Source organism: Streptomyces sp. NBC_00775, from assembly GCF_036347135.1.
GTDB lineage: Bacteria > Actinomycetota > Actinomycetes > Streptomycetales > Streptomycetaceae > Streptomyces > Streptomyces lutosisoli.
The window spans coordinates 3915142-3929649 of the sequence record NZ_CP108938.1; the positions used below are offsets into that span (position 1 = coordinate 3915142).

The 14508-nt window shown below is 71.0% G+C and carries 12 protein-coding genes; 9 read left to right on the forward strand and 3 right to left on the reverse strand.

All coding sequences use genetic code 11. From position 1 onward, the window contains the following. Positions 1-4 precede the first annotated feature (4 nt). Both OIC96_RS17320 and OIC96_RS17325 read left to right on the forward strand, forming a co-directional pair. Positions 5-961: an SDR family NAD(P)-dependent oxidoreductase gene (locus tag OIC96_RS17320; RefSeq protein WP_330306961.1), complete on the forward strand. Its 957-nt coding sequence runs from the start codon at positions 5-7 to the stop codon at positions 959-961. Positions 962-979: 18 nt separating this feature from the next. Then, positions 980-2236 (forward strand): low temperature requirement protein A, encoded by a 1257-nt coding sequence (locus OIC96_RS17325; protein WP_330306960.1) that lies wholly within the window; start codon positions 980-982, stop codon positions 2234-2236. Positions 2237-2298: 62 nt separating this feature from the next. On the opposite strand, the gene OIC96_RS17330 is transcribed toward OIC96_RS17325, so the two are convergent. Next, entirely contained in the window at positions 2299-2883 is a 585-nt protein-coding gene (locus OIC96_RS17330; RefSeq protein WP_330306959.1) for an ArsR/SmtB family transcription factor, read from the reverse strand. 91 nt (positions 2884-2974) lie between these two features. On the opposite strand from OIC96_RS17330, the gene OIC96_RS17335 reads away from it, so the two are divergent. From OIC96_RS17335 to OIC96_RS17355, 5 genes are all read left to right on the forward strand, one after another. Beyond that, positions 2975-3385 carry a hypothetical protein gene (locus OIC96_RS17335; protein WP_330306958.1) on the forward strand — a complete coding sequence of 137 codons (411 nt, stop codon included), beginning with the start codon at positions 2975-2977 and terminating at the stop codon, positions 3383-3385. Positions 3386-3486: 101 nt separating this feature from the next. Beyond that, positions 3487-6690, forward strand: coding sequence for a tetratricopeptide repeat protein (locus OIC96_RS17340; protein WP_330306957.1), 3204 nt, complete (start codon positions 3487-3489; stop codon positions 6688-6690). 114 nt (positions 6691-6804) lie between these two features. Further along, entirely contained in the window at positions 6805-9645 is a 2841-nt protein-coding gene (locus tag OIC96_RS17345; protein WP_330306956.1) for an NB-ARC domain-containing protein, read from the forward strand. A gap of 7 nt (positions 9646-9652) precedes the next feature. Next, positions 9653-10984 (forward strand): CHAT domain-containing protein, encoded by a 1332-nt coding sequence (locus OIC96_RS17350; RefSeq protein WP_330306955.1) that lies wholly within the window; start codon positions 9653-9655, stop codon positions 10982-10984. Further along, positions 10981-11979 (forward strand): hypothetical protein, encoded by a 999-nt coding sequence (locus tag OIC96_RS17355; protein ID WP_330306954.1) that lies wholly within the window; start codon positions 10981-10983, stop codon positions 11977-11979. The genes OIC96_RS17350 and OIC96_RS17355 overlap by 4 nt, the downstream gene beginning before the upstream one ends. A 65-nt stretch (positions 11980-12044) precedes the next feature. Here the strand turns inward: OIC96_RS17355 and OIC96_RS17360 are convergent, their stop codons facing one another. Both OIC96_RS17360 and mca read right to left on the reverse strand, forming a co-directional pair. Then, positions 12045-12320, reverse strand: a complete 276-nt coding sequence (locus tag OIC96_RS17360) for a hypothetical protein (protein ID WP_406474008.1) — start codon at positions 12318-12320, stop codon at positions 12045-12047. A gap of 1 nt (position 12321) precedes the next feature. After that, on the reverse strand, positions 12322-13182 hold the full coding sequence (mca, locus tag OIC96_RS17365; protein ID WP_330310272.1) for a mycothiol conjugate amidase Mca: 861 nt from the start codon (positions 13180-13182) through the stop codon (positions 12322-12324). 161 nt (positions 13183-13343) lie between these two features. On the opposite strand from mca, the gene OIC96_RS17370 reads away from it, so the two are divergent. Together OIC96_RS17370 and greA are read left to right on the forward strand one after the other, a co-directional pair. After that, entirely contained in the window at positions 13344-13739 is a 396-nt protein-coding gene (locus tag OIC96_RS17370) for a DUF4307 domain-containing protein (RefSeq protein WP_327431266.1), read from the forward strand. 210 nt (positions 13740-13949) lie between these two features. Continuing rightward, a complete protein-coding gene (gene greA / locus OIC96_RS17375; RefSeq protein ID WP_327431265.1) occupies positions 13950-14447 on the forward strand; it encodes a transcription elongation factor GreA in 498 nt (165 codons plus the stop codon). Positions 14448-14508: the final 61 nt, after the last annotated feature.

Genomic DNA, 14508 nt, shown 5'->3' on the forward strand with positions numbered 1-14508 from the left:
CCTCATGTCCGCACCTCAGACGCCCCACACGTTCGGGGCAAGCACAACCGCCGCCGAGGCAGTCGACGGCGTCGACCTGCACGGCCGCCGGGCCGTGGTGACCGGAGCCAGTTCCGGAATCGGGGTGGAGACGGCCCGGGCGCTCGCCGCGGCGGGCGCTGACGTCACGCTGGCCGTGCGGGACACCGACGCGGGTGCCCGCGTGGCGGAGCGCCTGGAGAAGGAACTGCCGCCCAGCTCAGGACAGTTGACAGTGGGGCGGCTCGACCTGGCCGACCGGTCGACGGTCGCGGCGTTCGTGGCGGCCTGGCAAGGCCCGTTGCACATCCTGGTCAACAATGCCGGAGTGATGGCCCCGCCGGAACTCACCCGCACACCTGACGGCCGGGAAACGCAGTTCGGCGTCAACCACCTGGGCCACTTCGCCCTCGCCACCGGCCTCCACCCGGCACTCGCGGCGGCGGACGGCGCACGGATCGTCTCGGTGAGTTCCATCGGCCACCTCTTCTCACCGGTCGTCTTCGACGACCTGGACTACCGCTTCCGTCCCTACGACCCATGGACCTCCTACGGGCAGTCGAAGACCGCCAACGCCCTGTTCGCCGTCGGTGCCGCCGAACGCTGGGCCGACGACGGCATCACCGCCAACGCGCTGATGCCGGGCAACATCGCGGACACGTCCCTCGCCCGGCACATGGACATGCAGCAGGTGGCCGACTTCATCGCCTCGGGCGAACTGGCGCTGCCGCCTCAGAAGACGGTGGAGCAGGGCGCCGCGACCTCGGTGCTGCTGGCCGCCTCGCCGACGGTGGAAGGCGTCACCGGCCGCTATTTCGAGGACTGTGCGCAGTCCCAGCCCGTCACCGAGCGAGCCGGTGCCGTCGCCGGCGTCGCGCCGTACGCCTTGGATCCGGAGAACGCAGCCCGCCTGTGGGCCGTATCCGAGGCGTTCGTCCGCTAGCCGATCTACGCTGCGCGCATGGCCTCGCGACACGAGCAGTGGGCCCGGCTGCGCCGTCAGCTGTGGCAGCCTCCGCGCGCCCACGGCGAGCAGCCGCGCGATCGGGTGGTCGGCCCGCTCGAACTGTTCTACGACCTGGTGGTGGTCGTGCTGGTCGCCCAGGCCGCCCACCACTTGGCCGGGCACCTGACCTGGCACGGGCTGGGCGAGTTCGCCGCGGTGTTCGCGCTGGTGTGGATCGCCTGGTTCAACGGCACCCTCCACCACGAACTGCACGGGCGCGAGGATGCTCGCGGCCGGATCATGTTCCTGCTGCAGATCCTGGTGCTCGTACCGCTGGGTGCGTTCATCCCCGAGGCGGGCGGCGCACGCGGAGTCGCGTTCGCCGTGGCCGCGGGGGTGCTGTTCGCCGTGCTGGCGGTGCTGTGGCTGCTGGCCGCACGCGGTGACAGCCCCGAATTCCACCGTCCCAGCACGCTGTTCGTGACCGGGACGGCAGTCTCCGCGATCCTCCTGGCCGCGACCGCCGCCCTGCCCGCAGGCGTCCGCGTGCCGGCATGGGGCCTTTGGGCCGTCGTCTACCTGGTGGGGTTCGCGGTCATGATCGGTACGGCCACCCCGGTACAGGCGGTCGCTCTCAGCGTGACCGACGCGCTCACCGAACGGTTCGGGCTGTTCATCATCATCGTGCTCGGCGAGACCGTGACCGGAGTGGTCGACGGACTGACCCACGAGCCGACCAACGCGCTCACCCTCGCCGTCGGGCTCGTCGCCGTCGTCGTCGGCTTCGGTGCCTGGTGGACGTACTTCGACTTCGCCGGACACCGGCGGCCCAGGCCCACCCGCGCGAGCACCGTGCAGTGGATGCTGGTCCACTTGCCGCTCATGGCCGCGATGGCCGCCATGGGCGCCGCGATGGTCGGCCTCGTCGAGCACGCCCACGCCGGCCGGACCCCCGCCGCCACGGCCTGGGCGCTCTGCGGGGGCGCGGCCGTCGTGCTCTGCGCGACGACGGTGCTCGCGACCTCCCTGCGCGTCTGGCGCCTGGACCGCGGGCTCTACCGACCGCTGGCCCGCACCTGCGTCGCCATGGCCGTCGTGTGTGCGGGAGTCGGTGCCGCACGCCCGACTCCACTCGTTCTCGGCCTCGCCCTCGTCCTCCTTTTCGGTGTCCCCTGGGGACTCGCCGTTGCCTACCGCCTGTCTCACGAAGAGGGCTCCGCCGCCGAGGAAGTGCCAGAGGCTGCGGAACATCAGGACGACAACCGGCGCTAGGACTTACCCGCGTTCCGCGCGATTTCGCGGCCGGGGGCGGCGAATCCGCTCGAAGGCTGCTCTCATGGGCCGGCCGGCTCGCTCTCCCACTCCCCCACGGCCTCCGGGACAGCGTAGAAGCGCAGGTACACCTGGCGTGCCCCTTCGGGGGCATCTTCACGAGGGTGGCCGTACCGGTCCAGGAGCGCGCGGTACTCGCGTACGAAGTCGACGAGTTCGTCCCTGGTCATCCAGTTGCCGGAGCGCTGGACCTGGGACCAGCCCTCGGGCCCCGCGTACTCCTTGTGGGCCCGGAGGTAGAGCTCGGTGTCCATCTCGATCCTCAGGCGTGCCACGCCCTCGGCGGCGGCGTACTCCTCGGGGCGCATCGTGGCCGGATCGGGTGCGGTGTGGCTGAACGGGAGGGCCCGCCACCAGCGTTCACGGCCGCCCGACTTCTCCGGGATCTCCTCGATGAGGTGCTGCTCGGCGAGCTTGCGCAGGTGGTAGCTGGTCGTGCCGGAGCTCTCGCCGAGCTCCCGGGCGAGCACGGTGGAGTTCGCCTCGCCGTGCCGGCCCAGGTAGTCGAGGATGCGGCGGCGCAGGGGGTTGCCGAGGGACTTGTACAGGGCGGTGCGTTCGAGGCTGGTCAGCTCGGGGTCGGGCATGCGACCAGTATCCCCGGCCCGCTTCCCTCGGCAGAGCGAGTTCTGCAAAATTTCCTTTGCAGAATTTCCTCTGCGGTTCTATCGTGGAGGCATGCGAACGAATCGTGCCGGAACGAATCGCGCCGGGATGCGGACCAAGTGGGCTCTCGTGCTGCTCGGCGCCACCGCCGTGGCGCTCGTGCCGTGGATGGTGCTCCTCGTCCGTACGCTCCCGGCGAGCGCCGAGGTGCGGAACTGGCAGGTGGCCTGGGTCGGACTCGACGTGCTGATGGCGGCGGGCTGCGCGGCCACCGCCGCGCTGGGCCTGCGCGGCAGTCCGCACGCCCGGCTGACCGCGTCGGCGACAGCCTCGGTCGCGGTGCTGGACGCCTGGTTCGACATAACCACCGCGCAGCCGGGCGCCCCTCTCGTCCAGGCCCTGGCCTGCGCGGTGGCGGAGGCGGCGCTCGCCTGCGCGTGCGTGTTCCTCGCCCTGTCCAAGGGGCACGCTGTGCGTGAATGACCGGGACGGCCCTGCCCGAATGATCGCCGGGCCTCTCGCCTTCACGTCCCGCACGAAGGACACTCATAAGCAAGGGAGTTGCTGCCGGAGGGGGACGTGACATGCGGGACAGCCATCGGGCGGAAGCCGAGCGGCTGTTGGCCCGGGCCGTGGAGGAAGAGGTACGGCGCTCGGGAGGACGCCTCGACGGGGCTGTGCTGCTGTCGAGGGCGCGGGGCGCGCTCGACGCCATGGGAGAGACGGCCGCCGAGGAGTACGGGGCATATACGCGGGCCCTCGACGAGGCGGAGGCGGGACGGCTGACGTTCGGACAGCGCTACGCCAGGGAGGGCGCCGGAACGTCCTTACTGGTCACGGCCGTTGCGGCGGTCGCCGCCGTCGTCGCGGACCTGGTGCTCGATACGGGCGCCGGGACGGCGTTCGGCGCGGGCGCCACGGTGGCGGTGGTGGGCGCGGCGGCCACCGTGCTCAAGGTGACGGCCTCGCACCTGCCGGCCGCGAGCCGACGCGCCGGCGCCCTGGGCCAGCCCGGCGGCGCCGAGCAGTTGCGCCTGCAGTGGCTGACAGCGCTGGAGGTGCGCGGCATCCGCCCGTTCCTCGACCAGCAGCGGGTGCTCAGCGCCTCCACGGGCGCGAAGCAGGGTGCGCCCCAGCTGCGGCGCACCGACAAGAGCGCGGCGGCGCGGCGGCGCAGTGTCCTGGAGCAGTCCTTCGGTCAACTTCCCGAGCCGGAAGGCCCGTTCACGGGCCGCCGGGCCGAGATGTCGCGGGTCGCGCAGTGGGTGCACGCCGCACGGGCGAGCACGGAGACGAAGCCGACGGTCGTCGTGCTGCACGGCGCGCCCGGCTCCGGCCGCAGCACGCTGGCGATCCGGGCGGCACACGATCTCAAGGACCAGTTCCGGGGCGCGTGCGTGGTGGACCTTCGCGGCGACAGCCCGGACGACCCGCCGCTGACCACCCGCGACGCACTGCTCCACCTCCTCAACCGCCTCGGCGCACCCCGCGAACAGCTCCTCTTCCGCGAGCGTTCCTCCCAGGACCAGCAGGTCAGGCGACTGAGCGAGCTGTACCACCAGCATCTGACCGGGCTGCCGGTCACGATCGTCCTGGACGACGCGTCGGACGCCGAGCAGGTACGGGACCTCGTCCCCGAGCGCTCCGAGAGCCTGGTCCTGGTCACCGCCCGCAAACCGCTCGACCTGCCCGCCGACCTCCCCGCCTGGGTGCACCAGATGCCCGTCGAGGCGTTGGACGCGGGGGGCGCCGAGGAGCTGCTGAACGCGTCGGCTCAGGACGCCTCGGGCCCCTACGACGCCGAATCCTCCGACCGTGTACGGGAGTTGTGCGGCGGACTGCCTCTGGCCCTGCGCATCGCGGGCTCCTCCCTCGGCCCCCGTACCCCGCGCCAACTGGCCTCCGACCTGGCGGCGTACGGCCCGGTGGAACCGGTCGAGCGAGTCCTCTGGCTTCGCTACACGGACCAGTCGGACATGGCACGCCGGCTCCTGCGCCGCCTGGCCCTCGCGGGCCGCGCCTCCCTGGGCACGGCCGCGGCGGCGTCCCTGCTGGCCACGGACGAGCCGGAGGCCACCCGCCACCTGACCGCCCTCTCCCGGGCGGGCCTCATCGACCACGTCCGCGGCAGCCGCTACCGCCTGCACGATCTCGTACGGGCCTTCGCCGGGGCCCGCCTCCTGGACGAGGAGGAGCCGTCCGAGCGTACGGCGGCACAGGAACGTCTGATCGTGAACTACGCGGAGCTGGCGGACTCGGTGATCCGCCTGGTGGACGGTAAGACGTCGACACGCGCAGATCAGTTTGGGCCGCACGGCTTCACGTCTCTGGACGCCGCGCTCCGCTGGCTGGACGACGAGTCGAGCTTCATCACGGCGGCACTGCGACAGGCGGAGGGCGTCAACCAGGCAGCCGTACTGAACCTGCTGGGCGCCCTGTGCGACTACTGCCTCCTGCGCGGCGACCTCTACCGCCTGGGCGAGATCAGCGAGTTGACGCAGGCCGTCGACCAGGGCCTGCTGGTCCGCTCGGTCCAGTGGCGCACCGGCATCGCGGCCCGCCAGCTGGGCGAACTGGACAAGGCCCGCACGACCCTCACCTCTGTGGTGGACCTCTACTTCGAGGCCCACCACGACGCGGGCGCGGCAAGGGCGCTGTGTTCCCTGGGCATCACCCTCCACCACCAGGGAAACCTCACCGAGGCGGCGGCCAAGCTCCAGGAGGCCATGGACCTCCAGGCCTCCCCCGACCTCGCGGCCGACCGCGCCTGGACGATGCACGCGCTCGCGGCGGTCGAGCGGGACCGCTCCCGGCTCGCCCGGGCCCTGGAACTCCTCACCCAGGCCCTGGTCCTGCACCGCGAGGGCGAGTCCGTGCACGGCGAGGCCTGGGCCCACTTCCAGCTCGGCCAGCTGGGCCTGCGTATGGGCGACGTACCGCGCGCCGAACGCGAACTGCGCGAGGCCCTCGACCTGTACGGCCGCACCCGCGACGCCCGCGGCGAGGCCTGGGCCCTCACCCAGCTGGCCCGCGCCCGCCTCGTCGACGGCGACCCGTCCACCGCGGTCGCCGGTCTGCGCCAGGCGGCCTCCCGCCACCGCGAGAACGAGGACGCGCGCGGGGAGGCATGGACGGTCTACTACCTGGGCCAGGCCTTGGAGGAGACAGGCAACCTGGACCAGGCGGTACGGGAACTGGAGCGGTCGAGGACGATGTTCTCGCGCATGAGGGACGTGTACGGCTTGGCGTGCGCCCGCCACCACTCGGCCCGCGTCACCCGCGACCAACGCGCGGCCCAGACCGGCTCCTTGCGCAACTCCGGCTTCGCCCGCCAGCTCCTGGTCGACGCCCGCGCCGACTTCCAGCGCATCGGCGTCGCCCACGGCGAGGCGTGGACCTGCCTGGAGCTCGCGGTGGTGGACGCCGGAAACGCCCGTACCCAACAGGCCCTGACCCTCTGCGAGGAGGCGATCGCCCTCTTCACGTCGTACGGCGACCACCGGGGCGAGGACTGGGCCAAGTTCCTGAGGTGCACGCTCTTGCCGTACGCCGCCCCGGGCGGCTACGAGGTCGGCGCGGCCGTGGCCCAGGAGGAACTCGCCCAGCTCTCCCGCACCGGCCACGCGTCCCGGGACGCGAAGCTGGACGACTACATCGAGGCGTATCAGCTGTTGCTGGAGCGGGGGGTGGACCTGGACGCCGGGTGGCAGGCCTGGCGGTTGGGGATGGTGCCGGGGCGGCATGCCCGGGATGTGATGGGGGTGGCGGTCAGAGCCGGACGGGAGTGAAGGCCCGCGTTCCGGTGGCCGCGGGGGCGGCTACCTGGGAACGTGGAGCTGTTTCCGGTGTCGTACGGCCGCGACCGGTAACTGCCGTGCGAAGTAGGCGCATTGGGGGCTGCGATGGACGACGTACTGCGGGGCCCTGGGCCTGCTCCGGAGCCTCCGGTGCCGTTCGTGGGCCGTGACGGGGAGGTCGCGCTCCTCGCCGAACAGCTGTCTTTCGGCAGGTCTCCGATGTCGCGTTCAAAGGTGGTGGTCCTGCACGGGCCGGCCGGTGTCGGCAAGTCGGCACTGGCTGCCGAGGTGGCCCGTGCGGTGGCCGGGTCCAGGGGACGACGGGCGCACTGGATCTCCGTGGGTGACACTCCCAGCGCAGAGACGGCGATACTCCGGCTCCTCGCCGAGCACGCGGCCCCTCGGCGGGAGATCGTGGAGGCAGCCCTCACGGGTGACCCGGCGTTCACCACGGAGCTGTGGCGGCAGTGCGCGGAACACATCCGGGGCTCGGTCATCGTTCTCGACGACGTAGGGCAGGGATACGGCCTCTCTCTGGTGCAGGCGCTCGGCCCCGGCCTGAACCAAGTGATCATCACCTCCAGGCACGAATCACGCTGCGGAGACGCAAACGCATACCTGCACGCCGTAGGACCTCTCGACGCTCAGGACGCCCTACAACTGGTCAAGCACGTGTCCCGCGCGGAACCCGAGGACGGCATCCGCTCCGCCGAAAACGAATTCGTCTCCGCCGCGCAGGGACTACCCGCCCTGCTGCGGATCGCCGGATTGATCCTGAGGCCGCCGTTCACTCCACCGCGGCTGGCCGTCAACACGCCGTCAGCACTGTTCGCCCTCGCATGGGACCGACTCGACGTGGCCGAGAAGGACTTGCTGCAGCGGCTTGCGGTGTGGGGGCCCGGCGGACCCTTCACCCTCCGCAGCGTCGAGGCCCTGCTCTGGGAGAACGGCAGGCAGGCCGGCGCGCAACGGATCCTGGACGGGCTGGCAAGGTACGGGCTGGTGCACGAGGTGCGCGAGGGAGCATTCACCCTCCCGTCGCCGCTCGTGGACGCCGTGCCGCTACGCATGTCGGGGTACGAGGTGTCCAGGTTGAAGGTTCGGGTGCCCGCCGACCTGCTGGCTGCCGCGCGCGACGCCGCCTGGGACACGGCGGGACTGCTCGACGGCCGGGACCAGCCGCCGCAGCACGACCAGCACGTGGTGTGGCTGACACCGGACGAACTCGCCGAGCACGTCGACGAGTTCATGGCCCTGCTGCCCAAGGGGCGCCCCGCCTCGCACGAGGAGGAGGGGCTCATCAACGCGCTGGCCACCCTGCTCGCCGTGCGCGGCGACGCCCACCGGCTCGTCGCTCTTCACCGGATCTCGGAGAGTGCCGCGCGCCGCCCCCTCGGCTCGGCTCTCCGCCGTCTGGGCCTGTCCAGGCACGCCTGGGTGCTGCTCCAGCACGACACCCCGGAGAACACCACGTACGGGGCAGCCACCGCCTCGTACTGCACAGGCCGGCTGGCCGGTGCCTTGGCGACGCTCGACCAGGCACCGCCTCCGGAGGGGGTCGACGCGGCGTGGCACGCGGTCGTCCGCGGCGCGTCACTGTGCGACCAGGGCAGGCTCGCGGAGTCGGAGAGGTTCCTGCTGGAGGCCGCCGAACTGCACCGAAGGGCAGGTTGCCCCCGCGGGCGCGGCTGGGCACTGTTGCACCACGCACGCGCCTGTCTGCTGACGGCACAGACACAGCGGGCGGAGCACTTGCTGGACCAAGCCACGCAGACGCTGCGTTCCGCCAGTGACGAAGGCGGCCAGAACTGGGCGTCCACGGAGAGGATCCGGCTTCATCTGCTGCGCGGCCACACCGACCTGGCTCTCGATACCGCGCAGCGCGCCCTCACCGCGCACGAAGAGACCGAGGACATCCGCGGTATGGGCTGGACCTGCCATTACTTGGGTCTGGTCCATGCCCGCAGAGGACAAGCGGATGACGCGCGCGTGGCGCTGATGGCCGCCTCCGACCACTTCCGGGAGTGCGGGGACGACTTGGGCATGGCATGGACCCTGCACCGGCTGGCCCTACTGGATCCCGATGACCGACCGTTGGACGAACTACTCACCGCTGTGAGCCTGTTCAAGGGGTCAGGTTGTCCGCTCGGGCACGCCTGGAGCGCGCTGGAGCTGGCCCTGAGCCATCCGACACCTGCCGTCGCGGACGAGTTCCTGCGCGACTCCGAGCTGCTCTTCCGTGAACTGAACGACCAAGGAGGTCTCGCCTGGACGGCCTGCATCCGCGCCCTGAGTGGACAGGACGGAGATGCCCCTCCAGCTCTTCCGTGGCATCTGCCGTCCGAGACGAACGGCCGTTCCCTCATCGAGGAAGACCTCAAGGAGTTCTGGCGCGCGGTGGCCGTGGCCGGCTTCTCCGCCGATCCGCCGCACTTCACATGGCTGGGCCTCATCATCCCGCTCCGGGCCCGCGACATCGTCGGCGTCTGTGCCGAGGACACGAGCATGCCGCCGGTCCTGCCTCCCGTTCCATCGAAGGCCGCCCTCCCCTCCACCCCCCACTGCCAAGTGCACCTCACCCTCCTCGACGACACCCCCTCCGTCGCCGCGACCGCCCGCCTCCTCCTGCGCGTGGTCCCGGACGACGACCACCCCTGGGCCGTGCCCGAGGGCGATCCCCCCTGGCTGACCGCCGTCGCCACCCCTCTCACCCCCGCCTCGGCCGAACCCCCCACCGCCCTCCTCCGTCCCTCCGAACACCCGGAACACGGCGCCGAGTTCGGCTTCACCGCGCGCCGCCCGGGCGTCCACGTCATCCGCTTCACCATCGCCCTGGAACGCACCGGAACAGTCCTCCAGCAGGTCGAGACGGAGCTGGAGATCCTGGACACGGACGGGCCGGACGAGTTGGCGGCCCCGCACGCGACGGCGCGGCGGGGGCGGTAGGGGCACGATGAGCACAGAACTCCGGGTCCGGATCGTCCAGGACCCCAGCAACGGCTTCAGGACCCTGCCCGACGAGCTGACGCAGGGTCCCGACATCACCGTATGCCTCGATGTACTGGCCGGTGACCGGATCAGGGCGCGGTTGTACGGCCCCGCCGTGCCGTCTCTGTACGGCACCGAGCATCGCGTGGATCTCTCCGTGCGGCCCGCCGACGTGCGGGCCGGGGCGGCGCGGCTGTGCCGGTTGTGGAAGGAACTCCTCGTCGACCACCAGCCGTTGACGGCGGACGGCCGCCCCGCGCCGGGCGGTCCGGAACGCCCGTACGCCGCGCTCGTGGATCTGCGCGACCGGCCGACGGGAGAGTTGTACGACATCGTCGACGAACTCGTCCTCGTCGGCTCCGAGTTGCTGTTCGGCACGCTCCTCGGCGGCAACGATCCACGCGTCGTGCGGTTCCGGGACTATCTGGCGGAGGCGCTGGCGGCCCGCGAGGGACTGCGGGTCCGCTTCGACTCGGAGCTGCACGTGCCGTGGCCGATGGTGTGCCTGCGCCCCGAGGACGTGCCGGTGACGCGTCCGATCTCGGGTCCGGACGCCCTGTTCCCGCTCTTCCTCGGCCACCGTCATCAGATCGAGCAGACCGGCGGCGCCTACCCCTGGCTCGGCGGCCGTCGCGAGGCGCCCGCCGTCCCCACGGTCAGCCTCAATCACGACACCCGCGTCGACCGCAAGGGCCTCACACGGGCCGCGGAGGTGGCCGCGGTGCTGGCCAAGGACACCTCTTTCGTGGAGCGCACCACCCGCGCGGAACTGGTGCGGGCGCTGGCGGACGGTGGCCTGTGCGAGCAGCTCATGTACTTCTGGTGCCACGGCCACTTCGTGTCCAACGGCTCCCAACCCGCCATCCTGGCCCTGAAGCTGACCGACCAGACGACCATCGACGCACAGACCGTACGGGAGCGGCGGCGCGGCTTCGGCGAGGACAGCCCCTTCCAGCCCTTCGTCGTCCTCAACGCCTGCCACGCCGGAATACCCGAGGGCGGCGGCGACCTCGCCTTCCTCGGCCGCGCGCTGATCCACGCCGGTGCCCGGGGCGTGCTGGGCCCGCAGATCGAGATGCCGCAGGTCTTCGCGGCCGAGTACGCGCTGGAGTTCCTGAGCCGCTATCTGCGCGGGGCCGAGACCGCGGGCTCGGTCGCCCACACCGTCGCCCGCCGCTTCGCGGACGAACTGCGCAACCCGCTCGGTTTCGCCTACGCCCTGCACTGCGGCATGGACACCCGGCTGGAACGCGCCGCCCTGCCGACCGCCGAGACCGGCCAGGAGGTCGCCGTATGAGCGCCCCCGCTCACGCCGCCGCCGTACACACCGTCGACCTCGACTCCGACGGCTGGCCCCTGGAAACGACCACGCGCGGCCCCCGTCCCGTCCCGGCCGACCGGCTGCTCGACCACTTCGCGGAGGAGCTGGCGCCGCCGGACTGGGCCACGGATCTGCTGGTCTACGTACACGGCTGGCAGACCAAGCCGGACTCGGCGCTGTCAGCGGTCCAGCGGCTGCTGGCGCTGGCGACGAGCCAGCACGAACGGCGTCGGGCGCTGTATCCGGAGCTCACGCCCTGGCGGCCGTGGACCGTGCTGGTCCGCTGGCCGTCCCGTTCGCTCCCGTCGCTCGGCGGCTACCGGCGCATCCGCGACCGGGCGCACGCCATGAGCACGGACGGCCACGCGGCCCGGGTCATCGGCCGGCTGCTCGGTTACCTGGACGCGCATCGCGCCGACCCGGCCGCGTCCGGCGTCCTCGCCAACCGCGACGGCCAGTATCTGCACCTCGTCGGGCACTCGTTCGGCTGCCGTTTCCTCTGCGAGGCGGTGCAGTGGGCGGCCGACGCACCGGGCGCCACGCTCGGCTGGAGCACGCCCGAGCCGCCCGGCCGGCCGTTCACCGTCGACTCGATGCTGCTGTTGCAGATGGCGGCGCCGCGCGACGCGTTCACCGCCACCTTCACCGCCCTCGCCGAGGCACCGCTGCGCGGCCCCGTCGTGGCGACCTACTCCCAGCACGACCGCGCCACCGGCTTCTGGCATCTGCGCGCCGAGAAACGGGCGGGCATCGGATACGCGGGGATCGGCACCGCGCCCGCGCCGGTGTCCGCCATCACGATGCGGGGCGTCGAGGAGCCGTATCCGCACGACGTCCTCGACCACCGCTTCGTCAGCGTCGACGCGAGTGAGGTGTACGTCCGCGGCAGCGGCCCGGCGGGCGCGCACTCCGACCATCTGCGGCCGGAGTCCGCGCACCTGCTGCTGTCGCTGGCGGACCACTCGCGCTGAAGCACGCCGGCAGGCGTGCGCAAGAACGAACGCTCGCAGGGACGAGCCGTTCGTCGCCCGGTGGCTCAGCCCTTCGCGGGTGAGGCCTTCCCGCCGGAGGCGGAGGCCGAGGCGGGACCGGAACCCGCGCCGGCGCCCTTGCCGGAGGCCGCCGCGTCGTTCTCGGGGTCCTCCTCGAAGGTGACCTTGCCCATGTGCTTGCTCATGGACTTCATCAGGCCCCATACCGCCAGGGCCATCACCGCGAAGACGATGAAGCCGAGGACGCCGGGGGTGACCTTGTTCTGGTCGACCTCCTTGGCGAGGGGGACGAGGTGCGTCAGTGCCAGGCTTGCGCTCATGTCAGGCATTGTCGCGGATGCCCGCAAAGAGGTCGTCCTCGGGGAGGGAGGTATCGACGAGGGACTTCACGAGCTCGTACTCCTCGGTCGGCCAGACCTCCTTCTGGACCTCCATGGGGACCTTGAACCAGCCGCCCTCGGGGTCGATCTGCGTGGCGTGCGCGATCAGCGCCTTGTCGCGGATCTCGTAGAACTCGGCGCACGGGATGTGTGTGGTCAGCGTGCGCTCGGTGCGCTCGAACTCCGACCAGCGCTTCAGCCACTCCCCGTACGGCGACTCCAGGCCGCGGTCCAGCATGGCGTTGTGCAGCGCCTCGGTGCGCGGGCGGTTGAAGCCCTGGTTGTAGTAGAGCTTCTGCGGCTGGTACGCCGGGCCGAACTCCGACTCCGGGTACTTCTCGCGGTCCGTCGCGCCCTCGAACGCCACCATCGAGATCTTGTGGGTCATGATGTGGTCGGGGTGGGGATAACCACCGTTCTCGTCGTACGTGGTGATCACGTGCGGGCGGAACGAGCGGATCTGCCTGACCAGCTCACCGGCCGCCTTGTCCACGTCCTCAAGGGCGAAGCAGCCCTCGGGGAGCGGCGGCAGCGGGTCGCCCTCGGGCAGGCCGGAGTCCACGAAGCCGAGCCACTCCTGCTTGACACCGAGGATCTCGCGGGCCTCGTCCATCTCCTTCTTGCGTACCTCGTGGATGTGCTCCTCGATGTACTTGTCGCCCTGAAGCTTCGGATTGAGGATGGAGCCGCGCTCCCCACCCGTGCAGGTCACGACCAGCACGTCCACCCCCTCGGACACGTACTTCGCCATGGTGGCCGCGCCCTTGCTCGACTCGTCGTCGGGGTGGGCGTGCACGGCCATCAGTCGCAGCTGGTCAGTCAAGACTCAATCCTCAGTAAGTCGGCCAGTCGGCAAGTCGGCGCCCGGCGTTAATCGGCTTGATGGGCGGCTTCTATAGTGACGGAATCGGGGGGCGAATAATTCCGGGGTCCTGCCTCGTGGGCCCCGCGGAGAGGACGATCATGAGTACGGTGCAACTGCCCGAGGGCCGGTACGGCCGCTCCGCGGACGAACGCGCCGACCGCAAGCTCAAGGTCGTCGGCAGTGTGCTGGGAGTGGCCCTGCTCGTGCTGGTGGGCTGGTTCGCCTACTACTACGTCGGCGGCAACAAGATCAGCGCCCAGGTCATCACCTTCAAGGCCGTCTCCGACAGCGCGGTCGAGGCGCACCTGGAGGTGCGCAAGGACACAGATGCGAGCGGCTACTGCACGGTCCGCTCCCAGAGTGCCGACGGCACCGAGGTGGGCCGCGCGGACTTCCGCTTCGACCAGCATTCCTCTCGCATCGACAAGGTGGTTACCCTGCGTACGACGGCCCGGGGCTCCACGGCGGAGCTGCTCGGCTGCCACGCGGACTGAGCGGAACCGGACAAACACGGAACGGGAACGGACACGGGCTGACATCACCCTCAGCACCTAGCCCCTGACCTGCATTGACGTAATTCTGATGTCTTATGTCCTCCCCTCCGAGCCACCGAATTGTTAGGCTCGTGGTTTCGCCCACCTGTGAAGGAACATTCTTCTGGGTAGGGCGATGCTTTGTATTCCCAGTACCTACGAGGAGCACCTGTGACCCAGACCAGTGAGAGCGTCACCTGGCTGACCCAGGAGGCGTACAACCAGCTCAGGGCCGAGCTGGAGTACCTGTCTGGTCCTGCGCGCACGGAGATCGCCGGCAAGATCGCGGCCGCGCGCGAAGAGGGCGACCTGCGCGAGAACGGCGGGTACCACGCGGCCAAGGAAGAGCAGGGCAAGCAGGAGCTCCGTGTGCGCCAGCTGACCCAGCTCCTGGAGAACGCCAAGGTCGGCGAGGCTCCCGCGGCGGACGGCATGGTCGCGCCGGGCATGGTCGTCACCATCGCCTTCGACGGCGACGAGGACGACACCCTGGACTTCCTGCTGGCCTCGCGCGAGTACGCCAGCTCCGACATCGAGACGTACTCCCCGCAGTCCCCGCTGGGCTCCGGTGTGAACGGCAAGAAGGTCGGCGAGGACGCCCAGTACGAACTGCCGAACGGCAAGTTCGCCTCGGTGAAGATCCTCAAGGCCGAGCCGTACCAGGGCTGAGCCCAGGACCAGCGACTACGAAGATGCCCCCGGCCGCACGGCCGGGGGCATCTTCATGCCC

Coding starts and splice junctions, on each gene's coding strand:
- OIC96_RS17355 (WP_330306954.1), top strand. CDS start 10,981: ATGAGCGCCCCCGCTCACGCCGCCGCCGTACACACCGTCGACCTCGAC.
- OIC96_RS17320 (WP_330306961.1), top strand. CDS start 5: ATGTCCGCACCTCAGACGCCCCACACGTTCGGGGCAAGCACAACCGCC.
- OIC96_RS17360 (WP_406474008.1), bottom strand. CDS start 12,320: ATGAGCGCAAGCCTGGCACTGACGCACCTCGTCCCCCTCGCCAAGGAG.
- OIC96_RS17350 (WP_330306955.1), top strand. CDS start 9,653: ATGAGCACAGAACTCCGGGTCCGGATCGTCCAGGACCCCAGCAACGGC.
- OIC96_RS17345 (WP_330306956.1), top strand. CDS start 6,805: ATGGACGACGTACTGCGGGGCCCTGGGCCTGCTCCGGAGCCTCCGGTG.
- mca (WP_330310272.1), bottom strand. CDS start 13,182: ATGGCCGTGCACGCCCACCCCGACGACGAGTCGAGCAAGGGCGCGGCC.
- OIC96_RS17340 (WP_330306957.1), top strand. CDS start 3,487: ATGCGGGACAGCCATCGGGCGGAAGCCGAGCGGCTGTTGGCCCGGGCC.
- OIC96_RS17370 (WP_327431266.1), top strand. CDS start 13,344: ATGAGTACGGTGCAACTGCCCGAGGGCCGGTACGGCCGCTCCGCGGAC.
- OIC96_RS17330 (WP_330306959.1), bottom strand. CDS start 2,883: ATGCCCGACCCCGAGCTGACCAGCCTCGAACGCACCGCCCTGTACAAG.
- OIC96_RS17325 (WP_330306960.1), top strand. CDS start 980: ATGGCCTCGCGACACGAGCAGTGGGCCCGGCTGCGCCGTCAGCTGTGG.
- OIC96_RS17335 (WP_330306958.1), top strand. CDS start 2,975: ATGCGAACGAATCGTGCCGGAACGAATCGCGCCGGGATGCGGACCAAG.